Here is a 21,413-nt window from a genome sequence, read left to right on the forward strand (position 1 = left end):
CGGCGCAGAATGAAAATCTGGCTCCCATCAGGGATCGTCAGCGACGGTGAGACGAAAGCCCTCCATCAGCGCCGGCCAGCACCGTTCGGGCGGGCGCCACCGAACGGCACGGTGAGGACGGATAAACCCGCCTCGTCGATGATCTCCAAGGCTCAGACGAGCCGGTTGCGGACGCCGCCGGAATGGGGGTGTGCGATCAGGTGCTGGGCTGCCATCGGAGCCTGGGCGTGCGCCGCATCGGGACCCGGCAGGATCTCGCCCTCCGGATCGGGGACGAGCCTGTCGGAGCCGTAGCGCAGATGGAAAAGTAGCGCGGCATCACGCGCCTTCGCACCTCGCGTATGGTCCGCCTCCGATGCGCCGGGGCTGCAGCCAGCCATGGCTTCCCCCCTGATTTCGTCGCTGAAAAGTGATCGCCGCATCAAGCGGACCGCACCTCGTCAACCCGAAAGCGATCACCTCCCGGTGCGGCGGCGTGGGCGACCTTCGATACCAATTGGCAATATCGCTGTCCGGCATAACTATAACAAATGTTTCAATGTCGGAAACCGCACCCAAGCCTCAGGCCGGCTTACATGCCGCTGAATCGGCGCATAGAGTGCCGCAGAACCTTCCCGATCATCAGTTGTGTCTCCTTGACCACGCTGGTGCAGCGGGCGGTCGGCGAAAGCACAGGGGAACGCTGCGTCGCTCAACTCACGGCGGCTCAGGACCTTCACGTTTCGAGAACGAGCATGACTGAGCCGGACCGGAGAGACGTCGTCCTGCTGGTTCAGACCAACTCCATCGCCGGTCTGGATCTGGCGGATGCCTTGGCGGGTGCGGGCTACCGCGTCAGCGAACCGGCCTGGACGACGGCGGAGGCGCAGCGATGGCTCGTGCGCCCGAACCCGGCCCGGGCGGTTCTCGATCTCGCGACGGCGGACGATGCCGGACCACGGCTTGCGCGTACCCTTCGACGCCGCGGCGTCCCCTTCGTCATCTGCGCCGCGAGCGGGGCAGCGGGTCCGTTCCGGGGTTTCGCCGTTGCGCCGCGCCTGCCGAAGCCGGCTTGGTCCCGCGACGTCATCCACGCAATGGATGAACTGGCCGCTCAGGCAGGACGGGCACCATGAAAGTCTTACCGGGCGGTGGGGCGGCGATGAGCGGGCCCGTCCTGCGCAAGCTGCAAGGTTTCAGCAGGCTTGAGGAGGCGGACGCGGCCGCGCTGGCGATGTGCGAGGCAGGAACGCGGCTGGTTCCGGCGGGCACGGACCTGATCCGCGAGGGCGATCGGCCAGAGGGCATGCTCGCGATCACGGAGGGCTTCGCCTGCCGTTACAAGCTGCGGGAGAACGGTGCGCGCCAGATCATGGCCTACCTCATTCCTGGGGATGTCTGCGACCTTGATATCTCGGTCCTGAACCGGATGGATCACGCCATCGGCACGCTCACCACCTGTCGCGTCGCGCGGATCGCACCCGAGGCCAGTCGGGATCTGCGTTCGCGCCCCGCCCTGGCTCGTGGCCTGCACAGGGCCGCCATCGTCGACGAGGCGATCTTGCGCGAGTGGATCATGAATCTCGGTCGGCGTTCCGCCGTGGAGCGCCTCGCCCACCTGTTCTGCGAGTTGCTCGTGCGCATGCGCGCGGTGGGTCTGACCTGCGGCAACAGCTACGACCTGCCGATCACCCAACTCGACCTTGCCGATACCACCGGCATGACCAGCGTGCACGTGAACCGTTCGCTGGGTGAACTCAGGCGTGCGGGGCTGATCGAGCGCAAGGGCAAGCGCCTGACGCTGTGCGACTTGGCACGCCTCATGGAGATGGCCGAGTTCCGGCCGAACTACCTGCACCGCGAGATGCCGACCGCGGCCTGAGGCCGGAGCCGTCCGGATCGGACGACCCCGGTCGATGGCCATGACGCGGCGGAAGCGCTCGGGCCGCAGGGAACCCGCCTCAGCGGTCGCGTGACTTCGTGGTGCGCGAATCCTGGTTCTTGTTGCCTTCCGCGGCGGGTGACGTCCCCGGCACGCCCGTATTCCCCGAGCCGCCCCCCATCTCCCCGGCCTTCATCGCGTCGCCCTTCTGCATCTCGCCCGCCGTTCCGGCGCGAGACGTACCGGAAGGTGCGGACGGTTGCTGAGACGTGCCCTGACCGGACGTCCCCTGCGAGAATGCGGCACCGAGGCTGCCGACCAGAAGCAGCGAGGCAAAACAAACGGTGTGAATTTTGTTCATGAGCGATCTCCCTAGAACAACCTCATCGTAAAACCCCATCACAATAGGTAGTTCAAAAATAAATCTCTTAGATAATTTTAATATTATTTCATATTGGCATAAGTACTACATTACCATAAAGATGCATGATCTCATCCATCGCCGGCGGATAGGGTGGACAAGCCTCATGCCATCCTCCGTGCCGGCTCAAGGAACGAGCCGACATGTCCTGGCGTTCACCGTCGGACCTTGGCCGGAAGCGGATGCTCGGCCGGCAGGAGACAGGAGACGTTCGATGATGAAGATCGGAACCCGCACGGCGCTGGCTCTGATCGCCTTCTCGGCCACCGGCACAGCCAGCGTGCGAGCCGGCGAGGAGGAGCAGGCTGCTCTCTGCCGCGACGACGTCATGCGCCTGTGCCTGACATCGATCCCCGACCGCGGCCGGATCGTGAGTTGCATGAAGGCTCAGCGGGTGAGCCTCAGCCCCGGTTGCCGGGCCGCCTTCGACGAGGGGATGGCCTCCTCAGCCGGGCGGCGCTCCGCGAGCCTTCGCTGAGGGCTGCTGAGCGACGATCCATCGTCGCTCCCCTCTTCGCACTGGTCGCCACGCTCTCGGCACGACCGGGCAGCACCGGGACGGTACCCGCGCCCGCTTTCGATCGACGACAGGAGATACGCCTTCCGATGAAGCGTTCGATTCTTCCTCTCATTCTGCTTACCGGCTTGACGGTGCCCGCGCTCAGCCGGCCTGCAGCCGCGGTGGAAGGCTCACCCGTGCTGCTACACGGCAATTATTGCGGGCCCGGCAACAAGGCACCCGCGGCACCCGTCGATGCGCTGGACGCGGCCTGCGCCCGCCACGACGCCTGCACGCCCGACGGCGCGCTGGCCCCGAAAGCCTGCAACCTGCGGCTTCAGGTGGATGCCGAGCGCGTGGCCGATGATCCGCGCCAGCCGACAGACTTGCGGATGCTGGCTGGTCTCGTCGCCTCCGGCGCGGCGATGATGCCGTCGGCCCCATCCTCCGCACCACGCGCACCCGCCGCTCCCGCGGCCGTTGAGGTCGAGAGCACGCCCGACGCGGACCTGCTTCCGGAATAGGCCGCGCCCGCCTTCGGGGGATGCTCACCTCGGACTCACGAAACGTTCGCTGTGCCGCCGCAGTCCGAGGAGGCGCGACCCGGGCAGCGGACGTTTCGTGACGCCTTTCAAGCGCCGGTTCGGCTTCCTGCCGCGGGAGACCGAGGTCGGCGCCACCCTCTGGGGCCGGACCGTCGGTGCGTAGCCGGTTCCCCAATCCTGGCTCGAGGAACCGGCGGCCTGATCCCGCGTCGCGGAAGGGGATGCGACGCCTTCAGCACGGAACGGGACGGGGCAGCGGCCCGACCCGTGACGTCCGGCATTCGTGACGGTAGGCCCAGGAGGGGGCTCGGAACGACGTCATGATCGTTTCCGCTTGATCCACCTCAACGCCGAGACGGCGCCGGGGCAGCAGACTCTCCCGTGCGGCCGACAGCAGCCGCCTGACGGGAGATGATCATGAATCTCAAATCGCTCCTCACGCTCGGCCACCGCTCCCACACCCCCTCGGTCGATCCGGGAGCCATGGCGCTCCCCTCGCATCCTCTCGTGGAGCAGGTGCTCGGCGATCTCCGCCTCGGCCTCCCGCTCTTTCAGAGCGGCGCGGTCCCGCGCATGGATGTCGTCGAGAAGGATGGGAAGGTCGAGATCACCGCCGAGCTGCCGGGGCTCACGCGGGACGACGTCAAGGTCGAACTCGCCGACGACACCCTCGTCATCAGCGGCGAGAAGCGGCAGGAGAAGGAGCAGACCGAGGGCGCCCGCAAGGTCACGGAACGCAGTTACGGCGCCTTCGTGCGCAGCCTGGAGCTGCCCGTCGGCATCAAGGCCGAGGATATCCAGGCCAGCATGGACAAGGGGGTCCTGACGGTGACGCTGCCCAAGGCCGCGCTGACGCCGCCTGAGCCGAAGCGCATCGACATCAAGGCGCCTTAAGTCCCGCTCGGACGCTGACCTCGGCCGCGCGGACAGGGACTTTCGATGCGGGCCGGACCCTTTGCGCGGAATCAAGCTCCGCCCGGCCGCAGTGCCTCGCATCATCCCGAAAGGTGGCTGCCGGCTTTCGGAAACGGTGACGTAAAAACAGGAGGCTTTCGCCGGCACGGGGCCGAAACACCGGCCGCGGCGGGCGCCAATCGTCAACCTCGGGCGGCAGGAGTTCTTCCATGTCCTATGCCAGCATCATGGTGGCCGTCGATCTCGCAGCAGAGGCGCGCGAGCGCGTACACCTCGCCGGCCACCTCGCCGACGAATTCCGCGCCCGGCTGATCGGCGTCGCGGCAGAGGAGGCGTCTTATGCCGTCCCGCCGGTCGGTCCGATCCCGGCGAGCGCCTACGCGCTGACCGCCAACAACGAGATCATCCTGAACGATCTCAAACGCGCCCATGCCGCCTTCGAGGCGGCGGCAGGCGGGCGCAGCCGCGTCGAGTGGCGCTCGAATCTCGACTTTCCGCTGCCGTTTCTGATCGGACAGGCCGCGGCGGCCGACCTCGTGGTCGTCGGTCGCAAGGCGCCGCCCGGTCCCCTGCTGTTCTCGGTCGATCCCGGCGATCTCGTCATGCATCTCGGACGGCCCATCCTTGTGGTACCGCCCGGCATCGATCACCTCGACGCCCGGCGGGTCGTGATCGGATGGAAGAACACCCGCGAAGCTCGCCGCGCGGTCAGGGACGCACTCCCGTTCCTGTCGCGGGCCTCGCGGGTCATCGTGGTGTCCATCGATGAAGGGCAGGGCACCGACGATGCGACGGATGTCGTCGGGTTCCTCCAGGCCCACGACATCGACGCCACGGCGACGCGCTGGGAGACCGGAGGCGACACGACCTCCCATGCGCTGGTCGAGGCGGCGTCCGAGCAGGCCGCCGACCTGATCGTCCTCGGCGCCTACGGCCATGGGCGCCTGCGCGAGTGGGTCTTCGGCGGCGTCACGCGCGACCTGCTGGCCGGCGCGCCGGTCTGCTGCCTGATGAGCCATTGACCCGACATCCGGCCCGGAGCCCCCGATGACCGAGGCGTTCAACCTCAAGATCCCCCACGGTGGATACGTCGTCGTCGGCGATGGCCGCCGGGCCCTGCTGCTGCGCAACGAGGGCCATGCGCTGCATCTCGGCCTGCGGGTGCAGCACCTCTTCGAGGCGCCCCCCAACCCGCCGACGCGCGAGCAGGGAACGGACCGGCCGCCCCGCGTCCGGCAGGGGGAACGCCGCAGTGCCATAGCGCAGACGGACTGGCACGAGATCGCCGAGCACCGCTTTGCCGGGGAAGTCGCGGCGGCGCTGGATCGCATCGCCGACGCGATCTCCGCCCTCATCATCGTCGCCCCTCCGCGCACGCTGGCATCGTTGCGGCACGCGCTGTCCGACCGCCTGAAGCGCACCGTCATCGCGGAGATCGACAAGGACCTGACCAAGCTGTCGATCGAGGAGATCGGACAACGCCTCACCCAGACGTGACGCTCTTGCCTGCGGCGGCTGCCTGACGCTCACGGTCTGCCGCGCCGGACGGCACCTCTCAATGGCTCATCAGACAGCAGACGGGCGTCGCCTGCAGGATGTCGCGGGTGGCGCCGCCGAAGATCCACTCGCGCAGGCGGCTGTGGCCGTAGGCACCCATCACGAGGAGGTCCGCGCCCTCGCGCCCGGCGAAGCGCAGCACCGCGTCACCCGCACCGACCGCTGGATCCGGCAGCAGGTGCGTCGTGGCCTCGAGTCCGTGTCCCGACAGGTACGCCGCCGCGCCCTCAGCGCTCCCGTGATGGACGTCCGGCCCCACGGCGACGATGCAGATCCGCTCCGCCCGGCTCAGTAGGGGCAGGGCGTCGCGCAGGGCCCGCCGCGCCTCGCGGGTGTCCTTCCAGGCCACGACAGCGCATCCGAGCCCGAGCTGCTCGAGCCCGGGAGGTACCACCAGCACGGGGCGGCCGACCGCCATCAACAGGGCACCGGTCGGAACGGCCATCGCACCCGGATCGCCGTCCGCCGGCCCCTGCCGGCCGACCACCACGAGGTCGGCTTCGCGGGCTTGCTCGGTATGGTAGGCGAGGGGTTCGGCCAGCGCCGCGCGCCACTCTGTTCGGGGCAACCCGCCTCGCTCGCGTTCGAACAGGGCCTTTGCCTGTTCGAGCTGCTCCCGCGCCCGCTGCTCTTCGTCCTCGTAGATCCTCTCGACTGCCAGCATGTCGCCCACCGGCAGAAAGCTCGGGACCCGGCACGCGCCGACCCCGATCAGCCACGTCCGAAGTCGCTCGGCGAGCCCCGCGGCGAGCTGGACACGGTCTGCGGCCGCGGCGCCGAGATCGACCGAGACCATGATGGTGCGGATCGTCATGCCCATCTCCCAGCTTGCGAGCCCGGCTTGACAAGTATCCTGCTCCGCCGCCGCGCCACGAACCCTGATCCATCGCAAGAGCCGGTCTCGAAGGCTGGTCGCAAGGAGCAGGGAAGGGCGGCCTGCCGGGCCCTCCCGCGCTCGATGCGCCCCTCAGGCGAGCGTCAGGCGATCCTCGACGGCAGACACGCCGGGGACCGACCAGGCCGCCCGCTCGGCCAGTTCGCGCTCGCGCCAGACATCGACGCAGCCGTCGAGGATCACCTTGCCGCCTTCGACCCGCACCCGGATCGTGTCGGGCGCCGTCGCGCTCCGTTTCAGGGCCGCACGGATTCGGGACCTGACCTCGTTGGCCTGGGCTGGCGGCGTCACGGCAATGAGATTGACGATGTCGGTGACACCGGCGAGGCGGCGTAGGGCTTTGTCCACGGCCGCCTTCAGATAGTAGTGCGGCACGCTGCCCTGAAGCGTGACGCAGCCGCGCTCGACTTTGAGCGAGACGGATCGCTCCGGGATCTGCACGTCCCATTCCAGAACCCGGGCGCAGCGGTCAGCCAGCGCCTCGTCGCCGATCCGCGGGTTGTCCGGATAGCGGACCTCGACCTGCTCGACCACGGCGCGGACGCCGCGAACCCGCAGGGCGACCCGCTCGGCGATCCCCTTCTCGGCGTAATTCCGCACATGTCCGCTGAGGGTCACGACGCCGTTCTCGACCATGACCCCGATCTGCGCCGCATCGATCATGGGCGCGAGTTCCAGTTCGTCGAGGACGTGCTGGCGCACGGTGATGTCGTCCATCTCCCGCCTCCTCGCTTCGAAGCTTCGAACGGTCAGAGCACCAGCCAAACCAGCGTCGGCGTCACCACCGAGGCGGCAGCGGCCAGGGCGAGCGCCTGCAGGCTGGCGATGGTCCGGTAGCGTGCGATGTCGGTGACGACCTTTGCCGCGGGCCGCGCGGTCGCCTGCGCACCGGTCCTGGAAGCCGCGTCGTCGCGCGGTGTCGATCCGGCCGGAACCCGCACATAGCGCACCGTCTCGATGTCGATGGATCGAAGCACCACACTCATCGCTCGCTCCCGTCCTTGGATGACAGGAACATCCTGGCGCGTCCGGCACGCAGCGCCTTGATCCACCTCAAGGCTGCCGCACCCGGCCCACGGCACGATCGCCCCGCGGGAGAGCCGACGCTGCGGAGCGAACCTCCGTCACCCGTCTTCGTCGCGGATGCCGAACTTGCGCTGGATCAAGGCGACGCTGCATCGGTGCGGCACTCTCCGGGCCGTTCTCGTCTCCGGAGGAAGAAGATGCCGAACCCACCGTCCGCCGCCCTCGCGGGTCTGCGCGACATCCTCGTCGGACTTACCGAAGAGGGCCGCGGCGACGAGACGGCGAGCGCACTCGGCGTCGCCCTGTCGCTCGCCGGGACGACCGGCGCCCACCTCACCGTCCAATCGGCCGCCCGCCGCCTGACCCTGGTCGGCGGATCGGGGTGGGGCTTCGTGAACGATCTGATCGCGCAGGAGAACCGGCGCCTGAGCGCCCGGGCGCGGGCCATCGCCGAGCGCGCCGCGTCGGAGGCCACGCTCGAAGGTGTGACCTGCTCGATCGAGGTGCCCGCGCTGGCCTATCCTGACCTCGTCGGACGGCTCACCGCCCGAGCCCGGCTCGCGGATCTGACCATTCTGGACGCCGAAGCGCGGGAGGTCGATCTCGACCGCGACCTGATCGACGGTGTCCTGTTCGCGAGCGGGCGGCCGCTCCTCGTGGTGCCCACGGGCCGTGACGTGTTCTCGGCTCGAAGGATCATCGTCGCCTGGGACGGCAGCGCCCAGGCTGCAAGGGCCGCCAACGACGCGCTGCCGTTCCTGCGCGCCGCCGAGGCGGTCGAGATCGTGTCCGTGGTCGGCGAGAAGGATCTCTCGACCTCGGTCGCCGGCGCCGAGTTCGCTCCGCACCTCGCCCGCCACGGCGTGAACGTGTCGGTGACCAACGTGCCGGTCGAGGGTGACGCCGCGGAGACGCTGAGACGACAGGTCGGACTCTTCGGGGCGGAGATGCTGGTGCTGGGCGCCTACCGGCATTCGCGCCTGAAGGAGTGGTTCCTCGGCGGCGTGACGCACGCGCTCCTGACACGCCCGCCGGTGCCGCTGTTCCTCGCCCATTGATCACCGAGGCAGCATTCGAGGTCGCGCGATGCGTCCCGCCCATGCCTCCTCGGACGCCGCCCCCGGATCGGCCGCACCACCCGGCGCGGGAACCATGCTCGGCTCAGCCGGGCGGTTCAAGTCTCGACCACGTGGCGGAGGCGGGCACGATGGAGCGTGACCTGTCGACCGCTCGCCCGGCGCAGCGCTCCCTCCTCTTCGAGCTGCGAGAAGGTGCGGGAGACGGTCTCGATGGTGAGACCGAGATAATCGGCGATGTCGCGTCGGGTCATTGGCAGGGCGAACGTCCCGGTGCCGCCGAAGCGTCCGTCGACCTCGATCAGGAAAGCCGCGAGGCGCTCCTGGGCGGAGCGGCGGCCGAGCAGGAGCGTGAGATCCTGCGCATCGCGCAGGTTAGCCGTCGCCATGCTCCAGAGCTGACAGGCGACCTCGGCGCTGTGGGTGGCGGCGCGCTCGATCGGGCGACGCTGAAAGATCAGGACCTTGGTGTCCGAGAGGGCCTCCGCCGTGTGCCAGTGCACATCGCCCTGCTCGAAGCCGAACAGGCTGCCGGCCAAGTGGAAGCCGGTGATCTGGCGTCGGCCGTCGCTCAGCACCTTGTGGGAGCGCACGGCCCCCTCGACGACGCGGTAGACGAACTCGGCGTCCTCGCCCTCGCCGTAGATCTCTTCCTCGCGGGCGTAGGAGAAGGGTGTGCCGATCAGGTCGGGGCAATCGGCGAAGAGGCCGGTTCGATGCCCGCTTCCGTGGATGCTCCGCAGCGGCGTGCGCGAACACGCGGCGGCAAGGGCGGATCTCGGCGTCGGCTTGGTGCCCATCAGGTCGCTCCTCATCCGTCTTGATGGGGCGAGAGTGGCCGCAGCGTCGTGCCGGCGATACTCAGGACGCTCTCTTAAGTGTCACCGCTTAAGGAAAACTACGTAGAGATGCAGAATGGCACACGCCTGCGCGAAGCCAGCCGCAGACACGATCGTCGGCTGGCGGCATCCGGTGCGGCTGCGCCGGGACACGCCGCTCCCGTTCCTCCGTCCGGAGGAATGAGAGGGCTCGAGAGCGACCGACGGCCGATGAATCCGCGGCGTGTCCGGATGCTGCTCGGAAGCGGTTGCGCGAGATCAACGCCGTGCGGCGCGCCGCCTGTCAGCCTTCGCGATGAGCCGGAGCAGGGAAGGCGCACGCCGTGTCCCCCCACGTTGCGCCCTGGGCCGATCCGCGCAAGCCGCCGCGCCCGCGAAGTCCCGCGGCGGGCTGTTCCTCAGCCGATCATAGCCGCTCCCGGGTAATTCCGGGCGGCGGCGATCAGCCCCGATAACTCCTCGAGAGCGAGGGGTTTCTCGACCAGGGAAATTCCGACCGCATGGGCCCTCGTGCGAATGGACGGGTTCGGGTGCCCGGTGATCAGCACGACAGGCACGCGGGCATCGAGGTTCCGCAGGCGGGCGAACACCTCGATACCGTCCATGCCCGGCATGACCTGATCGAGCAGCACGAAGGCCGGGCTCGGCCCGGGAAAGGCGGTGAGCAACGCTTCCCCGCTCGCGAAGGCCGTGACCCGGTGCCCCGCGCTCTCGAACAGGAAACAGGTCGAGTGCAGGACGGCGGGGTCGTCGTCCACGACGTAGATGAGGCTCGAAGGATACAGCGGCATCGGAGGCGGCGGCAGGCCCGAGGGCCATGAGAATCACACGGGTCGAGCCCGCATCATGGGCTGCGTCCCGCTGTTCACCTTGATCAACCTCAAGCCGGTCTCACGCGAAGCCGGCCAGCACCGCCCAGCGCACCAGTTCCTGCAGGTTTCCCGCCCGCGTCTTGGCCATGACCTTGGCCCGGTAGATCTCGACGGTTCGCGGAGAGATGTCGAGCATTCGCCCGATCTCCTTGCTGGTGCCCCCGGCCACCAGATGGTCGAGCACCTGACGCTCGCGTTCGCTCAGGGTCAGCAGCCGTCGGACGAATTCCTGAAGGGTCGGATCGACCGTTCCGTTGTGACCGCCCCGCTCCAGGGCGGAGTGCAGCGCCTGCAGGAGGGCCTCGCCATCGAACGGCTTCTCGATGAAGTCGCAGGCGCCGAGCTTCATCGCCTCCACCGCGAGCGGCACATCGCCGTGCCCCGTCATCATCACCACGGGAAGCGTGTGGCCGGCCGACCGGAGGCGGCGAAACAACTCCAATCCGTCGAGGCCGGGCATGCGGATATCGGTCAGGATGCAGCCGCTGACCGGCGGCGCAAGCCGCCTCAGCAGGATCGCTCCAGCCTCGTAGAGCCGTACATCGAAGCCCGCCGTGTCGAGGAGGAAGGTGACCGAGTCCCGCATGGCGGGGTCGTCGTCCACCACGTGCACAAGCGCAGGCGCCATCGATCACAGCTCTCCCTTGGGCGCGACGGGCAGCGTCAGGCGGAAGGTCGCCCCGCCAGCGGCATTGCGCTCGGCCCACAGACGACCGCCATGCGCCTCGACGATGGTGCGGCAGATCGAGAGCCCGACGCCCATCCCGCCGGTCTTGGTGGTGACGAAGGGCTGGAACAGCCGATCCGCCACCTCCTCGGCAATGCCGGAGCCCGTATCCGACACCGCGATCTCGGCCAGATCCGGCGAGACCCGCTGCGCCACGACGGTCAACTCGCGCCGGCTGCTCCGCTGCATCGCCTCGCGGGCATTGCGCAGCAGATTGACCAGAACCTGCTGCACCTGCACCCGGTCGGCGAGCACCGATCCGACCCGCGGGTCCAGCACGACGCGTGCCGTGATCCCCTGCTCGCCGGCACCGGGCAGGGTCAGCGCGCCGGCCTCCTCGATCATCGTCGCAACCGACTCGACCCGTTTCTCGGTCTCGCCCCGGGCAACGAACTCGCGCAAGCGCGAAATGATCTGTCTCGCCCGCAACGCCTGCTCGGCCGCCTTGTCGAGAACCTCCTGCGCCCTGGCGACAGTCTCGGGACTGGGCTGATCCAAGAGGCGACGGCAACCGTTGGTGTAGTTGCTGATGGCGCCGAGCGGCTGGTTCAGTTCATGGGCGAGCGTCGTCGCCATCTCGCCCATGGCGCTCAGGCGAGAGACGTGTCCCAGCTCGGACTGCAGCTCCTGGAGCCGCGTCTCGGTCCGCCGCTGTTCGGTGAGATCGTTGATGAAGCCGGTGAAGAAGACCCGCTCGCCCGAACTCATCTCGCCGATGGCGAGCTCCATCGGAAAGGTCGAGCCGTCGCGCTTCCGGCCCGTCACGGTCCGCGTGGTGCCGATGATGCGGCGCTGACGCGTCTGCCGATAGCGCTCAAGGTCGGCATCGTGCCGATTCTGCATCGGTTCCGGCATCAGGATGCCGACGTCCTGCCCGATCGCCTCGTCGGCCGCGTAGCCGAAGAGGCGTTCGGCGGCCGGGTTGAACGAGTGGATCACACCCGCCTCGTCGATGACCACCATCGCCTCCGGCACAGTGTCGAGAATCGACCGGAGATGGGCCTCGCGGGCGCGCAGCTCCGCCTCCACCTGCTTCTGCTCATCGATGCTGAAGACGACGCCCCGGTGCCGGCGGGGCCGGCCCTCGGCGTCAAGATGCACCTGCCCCCGCGAGCGCAGCCAGCCGCTCCGCCCATTCGGTGGGACGACGCGATAATCGACCTCGTAGCTGCCGCCGGCCCGCAGCACGCTCTCGATGGCTTCGGCGCGGGCTTGGCGATCATCCGGATGCACCAGGTCCTGGGTCGCGGCGAAGCTCGTCAATTGCTCGGACGGAATGCCGAAGAGGCAGGCACAGCTCTGCGAGGCGCTGACGCGGCCCGTCGCGAAGTCCAGCGACCAGATGCAGACGCCGACCTCGTGGAGGGTTTGCCGGAAGTCCTCGACGGTCAGCCCTTCATCTCCACCCTGAGCCGTACCGGACGCGGCAATGGAGAGCGTCATCGATTCCACCCTCGGTCTTCGCTGCGTGGAAGACAAAGATCCTTGGCACACGCCGCCAGCATCAATTATGTCATTTGATAAAACAGTCTCAGATCTTGCCTTCATAATACGCGAAGATCGAAGATTCCTGGATGAAGGTTACGCAATTCCTGCTTGCATGAAAAGGCAACATATGCGGAGAATCAGCACTTTATCCGGTTACAAATATGATCATCACAACCTTTGCTATGCGAATAGGCATTAGCGGCGGCCGAGCGTGCCGGCATATGGATCCACGCCTCGTACAGGATCGCACGTCTCGCTTTGCGCTGGATCAAGGCCAACCGGTTCCGGTCGCTCCAACGATGGTGCGGTGCAGGGTGCCTCATGAAACGCCCGGCCACTCACCGTTCTCGCTATGGCGGCGACAGGGCGGCGGGCATTGTGTGAGAGAGCCTCAGATCGGAGCCCCGCCATGTCCCAGCATGCCTCATCCGCGCTCGCCGGTATCCGCGACGTCCTCGTCGGCATCGCCGTGGAGAACGAGGGCGAGACGGCGTCATCGGCCATCGGTTACGGCCTGACGCTGGCGAAGGAAGCGGGCGCCCACCTGACCCTTCAGTCGGCCTCTTGGCGTCTCTCAGGCGACGACCGCTGGATCAGCGGTTTTGACGACGGAAGCGTCGCGGAGATCGACCGCCGCCTCGACACGCTGGCCCGCGCCATCGCCGAGCGCACCGCGGGCGATGCGCGGCTGGCGGGCGTCGTGTGCACGACGGAGACGCCGAGCCTGCCCTATCCGGCCGTCATCCGCCGGCTGGCGGAACAGGCGCGCCTGCACGACCTGACTATTCTGGATGCCGAGATCTGGACCTGCGACCTCGACCGCGAAGCGCTCGAGTCGACCCTGTTCGAGAGCGGTCGCCCGGTCATCGCGGTGCCACCGGGGCACGCGACCTTCGCCGGCCGCCGGATCATCGTTGCCTGGGACGGTAGCGCCCAGGCGGCGCGGGCCGCCAACGATGCAATGCCGCTCCTGCGCGCGGCCGAGGCGGTCGAGATCGTCTCCGTCGGCAACGCGGCGGAGATCCGCGACTCGGTGCCCGGTGCCGAATTCGCGCCCCATCTTGCCCGGCACGGGGTGAACGTCATCGTCAACGATCTGCCCGTCTCCGGCTCCATCGGGGACACCCTGCGGTCCCAAGCCGGCCTGTTCCGGGCCGACATGATCGTGATGGGCGCCTACCGCCATTCCCGCGCGCGCCAGTTCTTCTTCGGCGGCGTGACGCGCTCGCTGCTGCGAAGCTGCCCCGTCCCGCTGTTCCTGTCCCGCTGAAGGACCGTGCGATCCGCCGGTGGCCCGAGGCGGCTCTGGTTTGGACCGGCCACGCCCGGCGTCTGATCCAAGCGCGCGATCATTTGCTGACTTCCATGCATCGTGCGGTGACCTTGCTGGGGAGAACAGAGGCCGCCTTCACCTTTCGGCAATGGCCGGAGATGTTAGTGGGTCCGTCCATCGCTGGGTTGCCGTCAGAGCACCCGGTTGGGCACGGGGGCCGAAAGGGCCTGGGACACCACTCGATGCTCGCTCTCGTCCTCGACGACGCCGAGATGAACAACCTGGTGATGGCGGCTTCCCTGCGGCCGCTCGCTGGATGCGTGCCGCACGCCTTCACCGTGCCGGCGGAAGCGCTCGCTTTCGCGCAAGTGCACGCCTCCAAGATCGGGATCGTCATCACCGACTACGAGATGCCGGGCATGAACGGCATCGAGTTCATCCGGGCGGTGCGGCGCATCCCCGGCCTCACGGCCGTGCCCACGGTCATGGTGACGAGCCACGATCAGCGAAGCCTGCGCCGCGAGGCGCTTGAGGCGGGAGCCACCGACTTTCTCACCAAGCCCGCCGATGCGGTCGAAATCCGCGCCCGCGTCACGAACCTGCTCGCCCTCTCCGAAGCCCACCGGGCGCAGCGCGAACACGCCGCGCAGCTCGCCTGCGAGATCGCGGCGGCCGTGGCGCTGGTCGAGGAGCGCGAGCGCGAGATCGTCTCGACCCTCATGCGCGCCGCCGAGCACCGGGATTCCGACACCGGCGACCATATTGCTCGCGTCTCCGCTTATGTCGGGCTGATCGCCGAGGCGATGGAACTCTCCGCTGCCGACGTCCGGCAGTTGTGTCTGGCCGCGACTATGCACGATGTCGGCAAGATCGCCGTGCCGGACGCCATCCTGCTCAAGCCGGGCGCTCTCACGCCCGAGGAGCGACGGGAGATGGAGCAGCACGCCGACCGAGGCCGGCGCATCCTGAGCGGCAGTGAATCGCCCGTCATGCGCCTCGCCGCCGAGATCGCAGGAACCCACCACGAGCGCTGGGATGGGACCGGCTATCCGTACGGCCTGAAGGGTGAGGCCATCCCCCTGTCCGGCCGCATCGTCGCGGTGGCCGACGTCTTCGACGCGCTGACGACCGAGCGTCCCTACAAGCAAGCTTGGTCACCGGAGCGGGCCCGAGCCTATCTGCAAGAGAATGCCGGCTCTCATTTCGACCCGCACATCGTCGAGGTCTTCCTGAGCCGCTGGACGGCCGTCCAGACCTTCCTCAATCTCGGCCGCGACACCGCCTCCGCGACCCAGGCCGCCTGATACGGGTTTGCTCGATCGCCACGTCGACCGGATCGGCGCGTCCGCACGGCCTGTCGCGGTTCAACCCGCTCTCACAGCGGCCGCTCCCGGGAACGAGACCGGCTCGACGCCAGCCCGTCCCGGCTCCACGTGACCTTCAGCAGAGTTCGAGCGCGCCGAGCTTGCGCGTCGTCTCTTCCTGCTCGCTCGTCGCGTCCTCGGCGGGCACGCCGAGGCGGAGATGAAGAGCGCTCACGGTGCGGGTAAGCAGGCTGTCCAGGCCGGACGCCCCGTCGCCGAGGCCGGCCAAGTCACCGTCGCGCGCCGTCCGCTCGATCGCGCCCGCGCGATCCTTCACCTGCACCGCACCGATATTGGCGCTCATCGACTTGAGGCTGTGGGCAGCGCGGGACACGGCCGGGGCGTCGTCGCGCGCGAGGGCGTCTTTGAGTTCCAAGAGCGCCTGAGGCGCCTGGGCGACGTAGAGCCGGAGGATGCGCTCGAGGAAATCGCGGTCGCCCAGTTCTTCCAGGTTGGCGATCGTCGGTTCGTCGAGCAGCGCATTCTCTGAAATCCTCACCGCCGCCGATGACACCGGCGATGCTGCGACATCCGCGGGATCATCGTGGGTCGCGGTCTGCAGGTGCCGCGCCAGAAGCGCGCCGAGCTGCGCCAGGGTGAACGGCTTGGCGAGCATGCCATCCATCCCTGCCGCCTGCCAGGATTCTGCGCCATCACCGACGACGTGGGCCGTGAGAGCCACAATCGGCACCCGTTCCGTCCCGTCTCGCGCTTCCCCGGCGCGGATGGCGGCGGCCGCGCTGAAGCCATCCAGTACGGGCATGCTGCCATCCATCAGGACGAGATCGAAGCGGTTCGCGGCGGCGGCCTCCACCGCGGCCTGACCATCCTCGACACAGACGATGTCGCACACGCCGAAACGGCCGAGCGCTTCGGACGCAACCTCGCGGTTGACGGCGCTGTCGTCGGCCAGGAGCACCCGCGCGCCGGCAAAAGAGGGCAGGACGGCCGCTGCACCCTCGTCCGCCTCTGGCGCCTCGACGGCCAGGGGCGCGCCGTCAGACAGAGCGGTGAGGAGTGGGCGCCATTCGGCCTGGGCGATTGGACGGCGCACCACCGCATCGGCGAGGCCGGCTCGCACGAGCCCGGGACCGGAGCTATCGCCGATGGGCACCAGGGCAATCACGCGGCACGCGCCGTCCGGTCGACGACCGCTTGCCAGAAGTTCGGCCGCCTCGACGATCCAGTGCCCCTCGCCGGACTGCGCGGGATGGAAGCCCGCGGTCTGAAGATCGGCCATGAGAGCGGCGCGGGTCGCGCCGCCGATCTCACCGAAGCAAACAGCGCCGGGCACCGCGGGCGCGCGGCGGACCAAAGGCTCTGCGCTCTCCGCGCCTTCCACTGGGATGCGTGCCCAGAACGTCGAGCCCTCGCCGAGGCGGCTCTCGACGCCGACGCGCCCGCCCATTGCGACGATCAGGCGTTCGGCGATCGACAGCCCGAGCCCGGTGCCACCGAAGCGGCGGGCAATCGACTGGTCGGCCTGGGTGAAGGCGGTGAAAATTCCCGCTAGTCGGTCCTGCGGGATGCCGATCCCGGTATCGGTGACGGCGATGCGCAGGACCGGACCGGACGCCTCCTGCTCCATCTCCATTCGCACCAGAACATGGCCGGCGGCGGTGAACTTGAGCGCGTTCGAGACGAAGTTGCCGAGCACCTGCCCGAGCCGCACCGGATCGCCGAGGAAGGAGCGCGGCACGTCTCCAGCGATCTGCGCCGCGAGGTCGAGCCCCGCCGCGCGAGCGCGCTCGGCAAACAGGGTCACGACGGTGTCGGCGACGTCGCGGGGGCTCAGCGGGATCCGCTCCACCTCCAGGCGACCGGCTTCCACTTTCGCGAAATCGAGGATGTCGTTGATGATCGCGAGGAGGGACTGGCCGGAGCGCGCAATGACCTTGGCGTAGCGCTGCTGGCGCGGCGGCAGATCGGCGGAGGCCAGGAGTTCCGCCATCACCAGCATGCCGTTCATCGGCGTGCGAATCTCGTGACTCATGGTGGCGAGGAAGACAGACTTGGCCGCGTTGGCTTCGTCGGCGGATTGCTTGGCCTCGATCAGGTCGTGGGTCCGCAGCCGGATCTCTTCCTCCAGGCCCGCACTGTAGCGCGCGATCGCTCGGTCGCGCTCGTTCACGGCCTGCAAGAGGTCGTTGAAGCTCTCGGCCAGCGCGCCGACCTCGCCGCTGCCGGTCTCCGCGCGCTTGGAATAGTCGTGGCCGAGTCGCACCCCATCCATGGTCCGGGCCAGGGCGGCGAGCGGCCGGGTGACGCTGCGCTGCAAGCCCATCGAGACGGCGAGCCCGAGCGCCAGAGCGAGCAGCCCGGCCAGCACCGCCGTGAGGCCGACCTCGGCGATGCGCTCGGCCAGGTCGCGGTTGTCCGAGACCAGGACGACGCGTCCGATGGGGCGGGCGTTCTCCAGGATCGGAACCGAGACGCGCAGCGTCCGCGTCGTCATGAGATCGAGTGGCGAGACGGAGCCCTGATCGAGGTCGATGTCGTCGGCAAGGCGCAATCCGATGCCCTGCTCGGCGAGGATCTCGCCATCGGCCCGCTCGACCGAAGCGTAGACCAGGGCCTGCCCGTGGGCGATCGCCCGCAGGGTGCTCAGCGCCGCCACCTCGTCGCCCTGGGCTGTCGCCTGCGCGGCGCTCGCGGCCAGGATCTGCGCGGTCATCCGCAGGACTTCCCGCTTGGCCGCGGCGTAGCGCTCGACCTCGCGCCAGGTCGACAGGCCGGTCAGGAGGAGGAGGGCGATGGCGACGGCGCTGGCGACAGCCAGCGCGAGCCGTCCGGACAGCGAGCGGATCGGGTTCGTGAGCGGGCTAAGCACGGTCTGGGTCTCGCGGGAAGGGTCTCGCGGCGGGGCGGATCGATGCTCCGGCACGGATCGCGTGTGTCACTGGCTGATGACGAGCCGCCCCGAGATCGGGCCAACCCCCTTCGGGATCGGGACGCTCGAGCGGTTGTAATCCGCGTTGAGGTAGAGGTTGGGGCCCTCGTAGAGGTTGATCTGCTGGGCCACGACGACGGTGTAGGCGGAGAGGTCGGCGACGGGCCGCTGCGAGTCGATCACGAGACGGCCGGCCGGCAGATAGATGGTCCCGAGCATGGTGCGGGCATTGTCGCTGATGATGCGGTAGGTCCGCATCGGCTTGCTCGCGCCGAGCGGCGGAGGAGTCAGGCTGATCACGTCGCCGAGAAGCGTGTCGACGGCCAAGGCCGGATCGATCGGCAGGGTGACGGTGGGGTCCTCAGCCATCAGGAGGCCCGCCATCACGCCCGTTGTCGGCGCCGACAGATCGACGGTCGTCTTCTTGTCGAAGAGAAGGCCGCTGTTGTTTCCACTGAAGTAGAAGCCGACGTCCTTGCCCGTCATCGTCGCCTTCTTGTCGACGATGAGCGGGCCGTCCTTCATGACGTAGATGCCCGGCCGCAGCGTGACGACGGCGTTCTTGGTGATGTGCAAGCCGCCGCAATACGTGCCGGGATCGAGCGTGACCGATTCCGCGATGACGTTGACGCCCTTGCTCATGCCTGTCAGCGCATCGACGATGCGAAGGATTTCGGGGAGGTTCACACAACTTCCGACCGGCGGGGCCGGCCGGTTGCGGAGCGGATCCTGGATGACGGGGCAGCTCGTCTGCGGGTTGGGCGTGAAGTTCGCCCGGTCGTCCCTGAATCCCCCCGCGGAGCAGATCGTCTGCGCCCGCGCGAGCGCGCCGTCGCGGCCGACCATCCCTGAGCTGCTGGTGGAGTTCGAGTAGAGGGCGCAATCGTAGGCCGTGACCTGGGCGTTGCGCTCCAGGTTGAACGCACCGGCCGCGGCCGGGTCGAGAGCCAGCATGCACAGGCGCATCCGGCCCACGACGCTGGCTCGTGCGCGCGCCGAGACGGGCATCGACGCCATGCCGACGAAAGCCCCGAATGTGAGCTTGATGAGTTGCTCGGCGCGTGCCTCGACACTCGTCTTGTCGGATGCGACAGCGACTTGGATGGAGACCGGTGCGTCGGCGCTGGCTTTCGCCTCGGCCTGAATCGTCTGGGTCGTCAAACCGACGATGGATTCGGTGCTCGAGACGACCAGTTTGAGGGCGTTGCCGCCGGCCAGCACGCCGGCATCGACGGCACTCTGCAGATGCGTGCGGGCGGAGACGACCTTGGCGTAATCGATCGCGCCTCCGACCAAGCCGATCAGGGCGGAGGCCGCCAGCCCGAAGATCACCGCAACCGCGCCGTCGTTCTCCCGATACAGGCTCGATAGGGGTCGTTTCCATTGGATCGCGCGCTTCGGCTCCCCCTTTGCGCCACACGTCACCATCGTGACACTTGCCCCGTCTCCAGCCGCGTCCCATCCCAGGCGTAATTCTCCCGAGTTAATGGGACATACTTGGCATCGGCAGTGGAGGAGCCGTACGGTTTACGCCTGATTGATAATGACAACGCTCGGCCGAGGACTGGCCAAGGCAATCGCCGCCGGCCGACGGAGGACGAGATTGAAGTGCAAAGCCGGAATCACGCCGGACAGGGCATTCCGCCCGGCAGGACGACTTCGACCTGCCCGTTTTTCGCGATGCCCTCGCGCACCGGCCACACGGTCTTTGCGGTGAACGTCAAATCGTTGAGGAACGGGAAGAAGGAAAACAGCGGTCGATAGTGCAGCCGCGTTTCAGCCATGACGAAGCGGTCCCCTTTCGAAGCCGTTCCTGCCGGTGGAGGTCCGATGTCGGAACCGATGGCGCGGGCCTTATCGCCCTGCTGGACACTGGAGCAGACCCTGGCGACGAAGTCGTTTCCGACCTGATAGACCCCTCCGGCCGTCAGTACGATGCCGGCGCCGGCCAAGCTGTAAGGAGACGCCACGACCTGAGCGGCCGAAAACACGTCGTTGATGTCGCTAAAATCACCCTTGGAGGCAAGGTCGGCCATTGTGATCGTGGCCTGGGCGAGCCGATTATTGGTGGCGATGGCGCGCGGGATTTCGATCGTTGCCCCGAACAGGAGCACGAGGACCGGCGCGATGAACGCGAATTCGACGGCGCTCGCTCCGGCTTGCGCCCGGCCGAAGCGGAGAACGGACCGCGCGAGCGGATGCCCAACTGCGGCGGCGCGCCCTCTGACCCTGAACAGCCGGCGCAGCCTCATGTACACGACTTTTCCGAGTAACTCTCCGCGCGGAAGACGGCCGTCGACGTGAGGAGCTGCTTGCCGCCGGGCATCCGCTGGCCGGTATAGTCGAGGAATCGGAAGGGCCGCAGCATCGGCACGGCGGCGCGCAGGACGTGGACGGCACCGCCCGATGGGCAGTCGAACTGGCTGCCGAAGCCGGTGGCCCAATCGCCGCGACCGGCATCGTAGGCCGGTGCGATCTGCTTGATGGCGAAGGTGGTAGAGCGCACGAGATCGAACCGCATCTCGTCGCATTGATAGAATCGAAGGCCGGTGCCGCAGAGGAGGCCACGTAGCTGCTGCGCGACGTCGGCACCGCCCGCGTCTACCTGAAACGCTCCCGTCCGGATGGAGCGCGCCGCTCGCTGAACCGAGACGTCGAGTTGATGCTGGGCGAAGGCGAGGATCGAAGCCTCCATGATCACCAGCACCAAGACAAAGAGCGGCAGGATGACGAGTGAGAGCTCGACCGCGGCAATGCCGTCGACGTTACGAACGAACCGAGACCTCAGAAGACCTGATGCTGAAAAGTGCCGACAATGTTGGTTGGGCTGAGAGGGCTTCAAGGGCTTGGTCTTTGTCGATGCCGCTTCCCCGCGGTCTCAGCACTGATGGAGTTTTCCCGATATGAGACGTACTCGCTTGAGCACGTTACAGCGGCGCGCCTTTATGCTCCGTGAATCCAATCGGAAAGACTTCGCCGTCTGGCATCGAAGCGCCCGTTCTGAAATTTGCAGGCGCAGGCGATCTTATCAAAAGTTTGCGAACGAATTCGCTTGGGCAACGGCCTCAGTTAATGGAGTAAAAATTAAGTGATTTTTTCAAAAATGATTTTTATCGAACAAAATAGACAAATATCGATATCACGCGGACATTCGTGGCGTGCTGC

General features: G+C 67.8%; 23 protein-coding genes. 10 read left to right on the plus strand and 13 right to left on the minus strand.

What is annotated here, in order from left to right; translation table 11 throughout:
• Positions 1-152: 152 nt before the first annotated feature.
• Positions 153-380 (minus strand): DUF6894 family protein, encoded by a 228-nt coding sequence (locus FHU13_RS14355; RefSeq protein WP_183436549.1) that lies wholly within the window; start codon positions 378-380, stop codon positions 153-155.
• 354 nt (positions 381-734) lie between these two features.
• Here FHU13_RS14355 and FHU13_RS14360 point away from each other — a divergent pair, with 354 nt between their 5' ends.
• On the plus strand, positions 735-1,115 hold the full coding sequence (locus FHU13_RS14360) for a hypothetical protein (RefSeq protein ID WP_183436550.1): 381 nt from the start codon (positions 735-737) through the stop codon (positions 1,113-1,115).
• Positions 1,112-1,861 (plus strand): Crp/Fnr family transcriptional regulator, encoded by a 750-nt coding sequence (locus FHU13_RS14365; RefSeq protein WP_183436551.1) that lies wholly within the window; start codon positions 1,112-1,114, stop codon positions 1,859-1,861. The genes FHU13_RS14360 and FHU13_RS14365 overlap by 4 nt, the downstream gene beginning before the upstream one ends.
• 79 nt (positions 1,862-1,940) lie before the next feature.
• Here the strand turns inward: FHU13_RS14365 and FHU13_RS14370 are convergent, their stop codons facing one another.
• Positions 1,941-2,222 carry a hypothetical protein gene (locus FHU13_RS14370; RefSeq protein WP_183436552.1) on the minus strand — a complete coding sequence of 94 codons (282 nt, stop codon included), beginning with the start codon at positions 2,220-2,222 and terminating at the stop codon, positions 1,941-1,943.
• A gap of 274 nt (positions 2,223-2,496) precedes the next feature.
• Between FHU13_RS14370 and FHU13_RS14375 the strand changes: the two genes are divergently transcribed.
• The 5 genes from FHU13_RS14375 to FHU13_RS14395 all read left to right on the plus strand — a co-directional run bounded on the left by FHU13_RS14375 (position 2,497) and on the right by FHU13_RS14395 (position 5,738).
• Positions 2,497-2,760, plus strand: a complete 264-nt coding sequence (locus FHU13_RS14375; protein ID WP_183436553.1) for a hypothetical protein — start codon at positions 2,497-2,499, stop codon at positions 2,758-2,760.
• 128 nt (positions 2,761-2,888) lie between these two features.
• A complete protein-coding gene (locus FHU13_RS14380; protein WP_183436554.1) occupies positions 2,889-3,305 on the plus strand; it encodes a hypothetical protein in 417 nt (138 codons plus the stop codon).
• Between the two features lie 438 nt (positions 3,306-3,743).
• On the plus strand, positions 3,744-4,220 hold the full coding sequence (locus FHU13_RS14385; RefSeq protein WP_183436555.1) for an Hsp20/alpha crystallin family protein: 477 nt from the start codon (positions 3,744-3,746) through the stop codon (positions 4,218-4,220).
• 230 nt (positions 4,221-4,450) lie between these two features.
• Complete coding sequence (locus tag FHU13_RS14390) at positions 4,451-5,263, plus strand: universal stress protein (protein WP_183436556.1); 813 nt, start codon at positions 4,451-4,453, stop codon at positions 5,261-5,263.
• A gap of 25 nt (positions 5,264-5,288) precedes the next feature.
• Positions 5,289-5,738 (plus strand): host attachment protein, encoded by a 450-nt coding sequence (locus FHU13_RS14395; protein WP_183436557.1) that lies wholly within the window; start codon positions 5,289-5,291, stop codon positions 5,736-5,738.
• Positions 5,739-5,796: 58 nt separating this feature from the next.
• Here FHU13_RS14395 and FHU13_RS14400 read toward each other — a convergent pair whose 3' ends face one another.
• From FHU13_RS14400 to FHU13_RS14410, 3 genes are all read right to left on the minus strand, one after another.
• Positions 5,797-6,612 (minus strand): universal stress protein, encoded by an 816-nt coding sequence (locus FHU13_RS14400; RefSeq protein WP_183436558.1) that lies wholly within the window; start codon positions 6,610-6,612, stop codon positions 5,797-5,799.
• Positions 6,613-6,765: 153 nt separating this feature from the next.
• Positions 6,766-7,410, minus strand: coding sequence for a BON domain-containing protein (locus FHU13_RS14405; RefSeq protein ID WP_183436559.1), 645 nt, complete (start codon positions 7,408-7,410; stop codon positions 6,766-6,768).
• A gap of 32 nt (positions 7,411-7,442) precedes the next feature.
• Positions 7,443-7,679, minus strand: a complete 237-nt coding sequence (locus tag FHU13_RS14410; protein ID WP_183436560.1) for a hypothetical protein — start codon at positions 7,677-7,679, stop codon at positions 7,443-7,445.
• A gap of 237 nt (positions 7,680-7,916) precedes the next feature.
• On the opposite strand from FHU13_RS14410, the gene FHU13_RS14415 reads away from it, so the two are divergent.
• Positions 7,917-8,777 (plus strand): universal stress protein, encoded by an 861-nt coding sequence (locus tag FHU13_RS14415; protein ID WP_183436561.1) that lies wholly within the window; start codon positions 7,917-7,919, stop codon positions 8,775-8,777.
• Between the two features lie 116 nt (positions 8,778-8,893).
• Here FHU13_RS14415 and FHU13_RS14420 read toward each other — a convergent pair whose 3' ends face one another.
• The 4 genes from FHU13_RS14420 to FHU13_RS14435 all read right to left on the minus strand — a co-directional run bounded on the left by FHU13_RS14420 (position 8,894) and on the right by FHU13_RS14435 (position 12,676).
• Positions 8,894-9,595 carry a helix-turn-helix domain-containing protein gene (locus tag FHU13_RS14420; protein ID WP_183436562.1) on the minus strand — a complete coding sequence of 234 codons (702 nt, stop codon included), beginning with the start codon at positions 9,593-9,595 and terminating at the stop codon, positions 8,894-8,896.
• A 437-nt stretch (positions 9,596-10,032) separates the two neighbouring features.
• Positions 10,033-10,425 (minus strand): response regulator transcription factor, encoded by a 393-nt coding sequence (locus FHU13_RS14425; RefSeq protein ID WP_183436563.1) that lies wholly within the window; start codon positions 10,423-10,425, stop codon positions 10,033-10,035.
• A gap of 100 nt (positions 10,426-10,525) precedes the next feature.
• The gene (gene fixJ / locus FHU13_RS14430) at positions 10,526-11,134 is read right to left on the minus strand and encodes a response regulator FixJ (protein WP_183436564.1); all 609 of its coding nucleotides are present in this window, start codon (positions 11,132-11,134) and stop codon (positions 10,526-10,528) included.
• Between the two features lie 3 nt (positions 11,135-11,137).
• Entirely contained in the window at positions 11,138-12,676 is a 1,539-nt protein-coding gene (locus FHU13_RS14435; protein WP_183436565.1) for a sensor histidine kinase, read from the minus strand.
• Between the two features lie 454 nt (positions 12,677-13,130).
• Between FHU13_RS14435 and FHU13_RS14440 the strand changes: the two genes are divergently transcribed.
• On the plus strand, positions 13,131-13,991 hold the full coding sequence (locus FHU13_RS14440) for a universal stress protein (protein ID WP_183436566.1): 861 nt from the start codon (positions 13,131-13,133) through the stop codon (positions 13,989-13,991).
• A gap of 245 nt (positions 13,992-14,236) precedes the next feature.
• Complete coding sequence (locus FHU13_RS14445; protein WP_183436567.1) at positions 14,237-15,298, plus strand: HD-GYP domain-containing protein; 1,062 nt, start codon at positions 14,237-14,239, stop codon at positions 15,296-15,298.
• Positions 15,299-15,434: 136 nt separating this feature from the next.
• Here FHU13_RS14445 and FHU13_RS14450 read toward each other — a convergent pair whose 3' ends face one another.
• The 4 genes from FHU13_RS14450 to FHU13_RS14465 all read right to left on the minus strand — a co-directional run bounded on the left by FHU13_RS14450 (position 15,435) and on the right by FHU13_RS14465 (position 21,090).
• Complete coding sequence (locus FHU13_RS14450) at positions 15,435-18,188, minus strand: hybrid sensor histidine kinase/response regulator (protein WP_183436568.1); 2,754 nt, start codon at positions 18,186-18,188, stop codon at positions 15,435-15,437.
• Between the two features lie 66 nt (positions 18,189-18,254).
• Entirely contained in the window at positions 18,255-19,676 is a 1,422-nt protein-coding gene (locus tag FHU13_RS14455) for a TadE/TadG family type IV pilus assembly protein (protein WP_183436569.1), read from the minus strand.
• A 194-nt stretch (positions 19,677-19,870) separates the two neighbouring features.
• The gene (locus FHU13_RS14460) at positions 19,871-20,500 is read right to left on the minus strand and encodes a TadE/TadG family type IV pilus assembly protein (RefSeq protein ID WP_183436570.1); all 630 of its coding nucleotides are present in this window, start codon (positions 20,498-20,500) and stop codon (positions 19,871-19,873) included.
• On the minus strand, positions 20,497-21,090 hold the full coding sequence (locus tag FHU13_RS14465; RefSeq protein WP_246714662.1) for a TadE/TadG family type IV pilus assembly protein: 594 nt from the start codon (positions 21,088-21,090) through the stop codon (positions 20,497-20,499). Before FHU13_RS14465 ends, FHU13_RS14460 begins: the two co-directional genes overlap by 4 nt.
• Positions 21,091-21,413 lie beyond the last annotated feature (323 nt).

Origin of the sequence: Methylobacterium sp. R2-1 (assembly GCF_014191355.1) — a bacterium.
Lineage (GTDB): Bacteria > Pseudomonadota > Alphaproteobacteria > Rhizobiales > Beijerinckiaceae > Methylobacterium.